Consider the following 3,780-nt stretch of genomic DNA (forward strand, 5'->3'; position numbering starts at 1 on the left):
CACGCGAAGCCCGCTCACCCTGACGTCGGGGGTAAACGGGGGGGCGGGTGGGACGCACGCACCCCGAGAACCGCGAAAACCGTAGAGGCTAGGAGTGGCCCAGGTCCTCGCCCGCCCCCGCGGGAGGCACGGACCCCGAGTCGGGGGCCGGGCGCAGCGGCAGGACGTCGACTCGGGTCTCGTCGAGGACAGGTGGGGCCGGGCGCGGCGGCTTGGGCATGACGGCCGCCTCGGAGTGCCCTCCGCAGCCGTACGCGAGGGACACGACGTGGCCGTCCGCAGGACCGAACTCGTTGCCGCAGATACCGAACGCCTGGCCGAGCGATCCTCCGATGGGCACCAGGAAGCCGCAGCTGACGCACGGCGCGGGCGCGGCCTGCGCCATGGGGGTCTTGGGGCCGTACCCCTCCTCCCAGCGGTCGGCCGCGGTGTGGAGCCCGTACCGCGACAGGACACGCGCACGGCGCAGCCCGAGCTCGTCGGCGATGGACGCCAGCGAGCCGCGCGCGGGCGCGACGGTGAGATCGGCGGGCGGCCCGGCGGTGACCTCCGCGTCCTCCGCCTCGACGCGCTCGGCCATCTCCTCGGAGAGGATGGAGTTCGGCGGCGGCTCGTCCTCGCCGGAGTAGCCGGGCTCCAGACGCAGGTCCTCGGCGTCCGTGGGCAGCAGGTCGCCGGGGCCCATGTCGCCGGGGCGCAGCCGCTCGCTCCAGGGCACCCACTCGGGGGCGAGGAGGGCGTCCGGCCCGGGCAGCAGCACCGTCTCGTCGAGGGTGACGACCTTCGCGCGGGAGGCGCGGGCCACGGTCACCGCCCAGCGCCAGCCGCGGTACCCCGGCTCCTTGCACTCGAAGAGGTGCGTGACGACGCGGTCGCCCTCGACGACGACGTCGACGTGCTCACCGACGACGCCGGGGGCGGCGGCCTCCTCGGCGGCGGCGCGGGCCAGGCCGACCGCCTCGGCGCAGAGACGGTCGGGGGTACGCGGGGTGCGCTGGGTACGGCTTCGCGTTGTCGCTGCGCTCACAGGTATCGCTTCTCTCCTACGCCGTCTCACGAGTGCGCCACCCTTACGCGGGGGCACGGACGGAGCGGACCAGGGGGCCGCGTCGACGTCCGCGCCCGACGTCATCGGGCGCACCTACGCCATCCATTCTGCGGGATGACCGTGAGGCGCGCGGCCGAGGACAACTGCCGCAGGCGCGTTACGCACGCTACCTTCTCCTGGCCCCTGGGCCCACACCGGCGTACCGGCCTCGTCTGGGGGCTGCGCCCCCTCTCCCCCGCTTTTCGGCGCTCCGCGCCTCGCCCTCAAACGCCGGGCGGCGAAAAGCGGGGGTCCAGGGGGCGGCAGCCCCCTGGTTTCGGAGAAGGGGCGGGACTGGGGCGCCCCGCGAGGGCAGTTGCCGCTACTTCCGCCCCGGACGGGGCACTATGACTGGGTGACTGGCCTCAGGTCGGCGTCTCGGCGGCCGGGCGACGCGGGTGCGGCAACCCGGTTCGCCCGCGGAGTCGGCCGCGCCCTGCACCTGCCGTTCACCGGCACGGCCAGAGGCATCCGCAAGGCGACCCACGCCCACGGAGCGGGCGAGTCGGGCCTGGGCAAGCTGATCGAGCTGCACGCGGTGAACGGCGCGGGCGACGTGATGATCACGATCGCGCTGGCGTCGACGGTGTTCTTCTCCGTGCCGACGGACGAAGCGCGGGGGCGCGTCGCGCTGTATCTGGCGATCACGATGGCCCCGTTCACGCTCCTCGCCCCCGTCATCGGCCCCCTCCTGGACCGCCTCCCGCACGGCCGCCGCGCCGCGATGGCGGGCGCGATGCTGGCGCGGGCGCTGCTCGCCCTGACCCTTTCGGGTGCCGTCGTCAGCGGCGGACTGGAGCTGTACCCGGCCGCGCTGGGCGTCCTGGTGGCGTCGAAGGCGTACGGCGTCGTGCGCAGCGCGGTCGTACCCCGCCTGCTGCCACCGGCCTTCTCCCTGGTGAAGGCGAACTCGCGGGTGACCCTGAGCGGGCTGCTCGCCACCGGCGTCGCGGCGCCCGTCGGCGCGGGGCTGCAGGCGCTCGGGTCGCGCTGGCCGCTGTACGGGGCGTGCGCGCTGTTCATCGCGGGCACCGTGCTGTCGTTCACGCTGCCGCCCAAGGTGGACTCGGCCAAGGGCGAGGCGAAGGCGCTGCTCGCCGCCGACGAGGAGCATCTGCACCTGGCGCGGGCCCGGGACCGCGAGGACACCTCGCGGCGGCGGCGCCTCGGGCTGCGTACGGTCGGGCCCGCCGTGACCCACGGCCTCGTCGTCAACGCCGCGCAGCGCGGGCTCTCCGGGTTCCTGATCTTCTTCCTCGCCTTCCTGCTGCGCGAGCATCCGCTCGGCGGGCAGAGCGCGGCGGTGTCCCTCGGCATCGTGGGCGTGGCGGCGGGCGCGGGCAACGCGCTCGGCACGGCGGTCGGGGCGTGGCTGAAGGCGCGGGCGCCGGAGCTGATCATCGTGACGGTGGTGGCGGTCGTGCTCGGGGTCGCGGTGTGCGCGGCGCTGTTCTTCGGCCCGGTCGGGATCGCCTCGCTGGCGGCGGTGGCGGGCTTCGCGCAGGCGCTGTCGAAGCTGTCGCTGGACGCGATGATCCAGCGGGACGTGCCGGAGAGCGTACGGACGTCGGCGTTCGCGCGCTCGGAGACGCTGTTGCAGATGGCGTGGGTGGTGGGCGGCGGCATCGGCATCGCGCTGCCGCTCAACGGGACGCTCGGGCTTTCCGTCGCGGCGGCGATTGTTGCCGTGGGCTGGCTGCCCACGGTCAAGGGCCTCCTCGCGGCGTCCCGCCGCGGCGGCGTGCCCCGTAGCCGGGTCGTCTGACCTCGCCCCGTAGGCGCACGGGGGCAAGTGCGCCCCGTAAGGGGCGCGGGGAACTGCGCGCTCAGCGCGCGAAAAGCCGCAGACGCGTCTGCACAGTGCTCGGCAGACGCGTCTGCGGCTTTTTCGTGGCCGGTCGCGCAGTTCCCCGCGCCCCTTACGGGGCGCGGCACGCCGTACCCACCTGGTAGGCCACACCCTCGCGCCCGATAGCCTTCCGCCATGACCTCCCTGGTACACCGCTCGGCGCGTCGCCGCCGCACCGTCGCCGCCTTCGGCGCCGTCTCCGCCGGACTTCTCGTCCTGTCGGCCTGTGACAAGCCGACGCCGCTGGCCACCGTGACGGTCGGCAGCAAGTCCGTGCACACCGAGGCGTCCTGCTACAACGACGGCAAGGAGCTGGAGCAGTCCGCCGTCACGAAGTGTCTGAAGGACATGAAGGACGTCAAGTCCATCACGGTCGACCCGGACGAGAAGGTCCGCTTCGGCGTCGACCCGGAGATCGCCGACAAGGGCTGGACGCTGCTGATGAACGGTCAGCCGCTGACGGAGGCCAGCAAGAAGACGTACGTCGTCATCCCGGGCAGCGTGTTCTTCAACCAGCAGTACGGGGGCGGCGGCAAGTCGACCACGGTCAGCCTGCTCGAGGGCGGCAAGGCCGAGGGCGGCGCGAAGGCGACCGGCCTGTGGTCGTTCAAGTTCAAGAAGGACTCGGACGCCTGACCGGGACCACCGCACCACGGACCCGGCCCCCGGGCCCGCGTGTCCTGATCGCCACCGCGGTCCCCGCCGAACGGGACGCGGTGGCGTCCGGCCTGTCCGCCGCCCGCGGTGCCGGGCAGGAAGCCGTCGACCTCCTCGTCGCCGGCGTCGGCCCCGCCGCCGCTGCCGCCGCCACCGCGCACGCGCTGGCCACCGCCGCCGCGGCCGG

General features: G+C 74.2%; 3 protein-coding genes and 1 pseudogene. 3 read left to right on the plus strand and 1 reads right to left on the minus strand.

Going from position 1 to position 3,780, the window contains the following annotated elements:
- Positions 1 to 88: 88 nt before the first annotated feature.
- A complete protein-coding gene (locus STRAU_RS01775) occupies positions 89 to 1,027 on the minus strand; it encodes a DUF3027 domain-containing protein (RefSeq protein ID WP_016638492.1) in 939 nt (312 codons plus the stop codon).
- 415 nt (positions 1,028 to 1,442) lie between these two features.
- On the opposite strand from STRAU_RS01775, the gene STRAU_RS01780 reads away from it, so the two are divergent.
- The 3 genes and pseudogenes from STRAU_RS01780 to STRAU_RS39845 form a co-directional block, all read left to right on the plus strand.
- Positions 1,443 to 2,852 (plus strand): MFS transporter, encoded by a 1,410-nt coding sequence (locus STRAU_RS01780; RefSeq protein WP_016638493.1) that lies wholly within the window; start codon positions 1,443 to 1,445, stop codon positions 2,850 to 2,852.
- A 219-nt stretch (positions 2,853 to 3,071) separates the two neighbouring features.
- The gene (locus STRAU_RS01785) at positions 3,072 to 3,572 is read left to right on the plus strand and encodes a hypothetical protein (protein ID WP_016638494.1); all 501 of its coding nucleotides are present in this window, start codon (positions 3,072 to 3,074) and stop codon (positions 3,570 to 3,572) included.
- A pseudogene (locus tag STRAU_RS39845) lies at positions 3,536 to 3,780 on the plus strand (futalosine hydrolase); the annotation flags it as partial. The gene STRAU_RS01785 and the pseudogene STRAU_RS39845, both read left to right, overlap by 37 nt.

The organism is Streptomyces aurantiacus JA 4570 (genome assembly GCF_000414115.1).
Classification (GTDB): domain Bacteria; phylum Actinomycetota; class Actinomycetes; order Streptomycetales; family Streptomycetaceae; genus Streptomyces; species Streptomyces aurantiacus_A.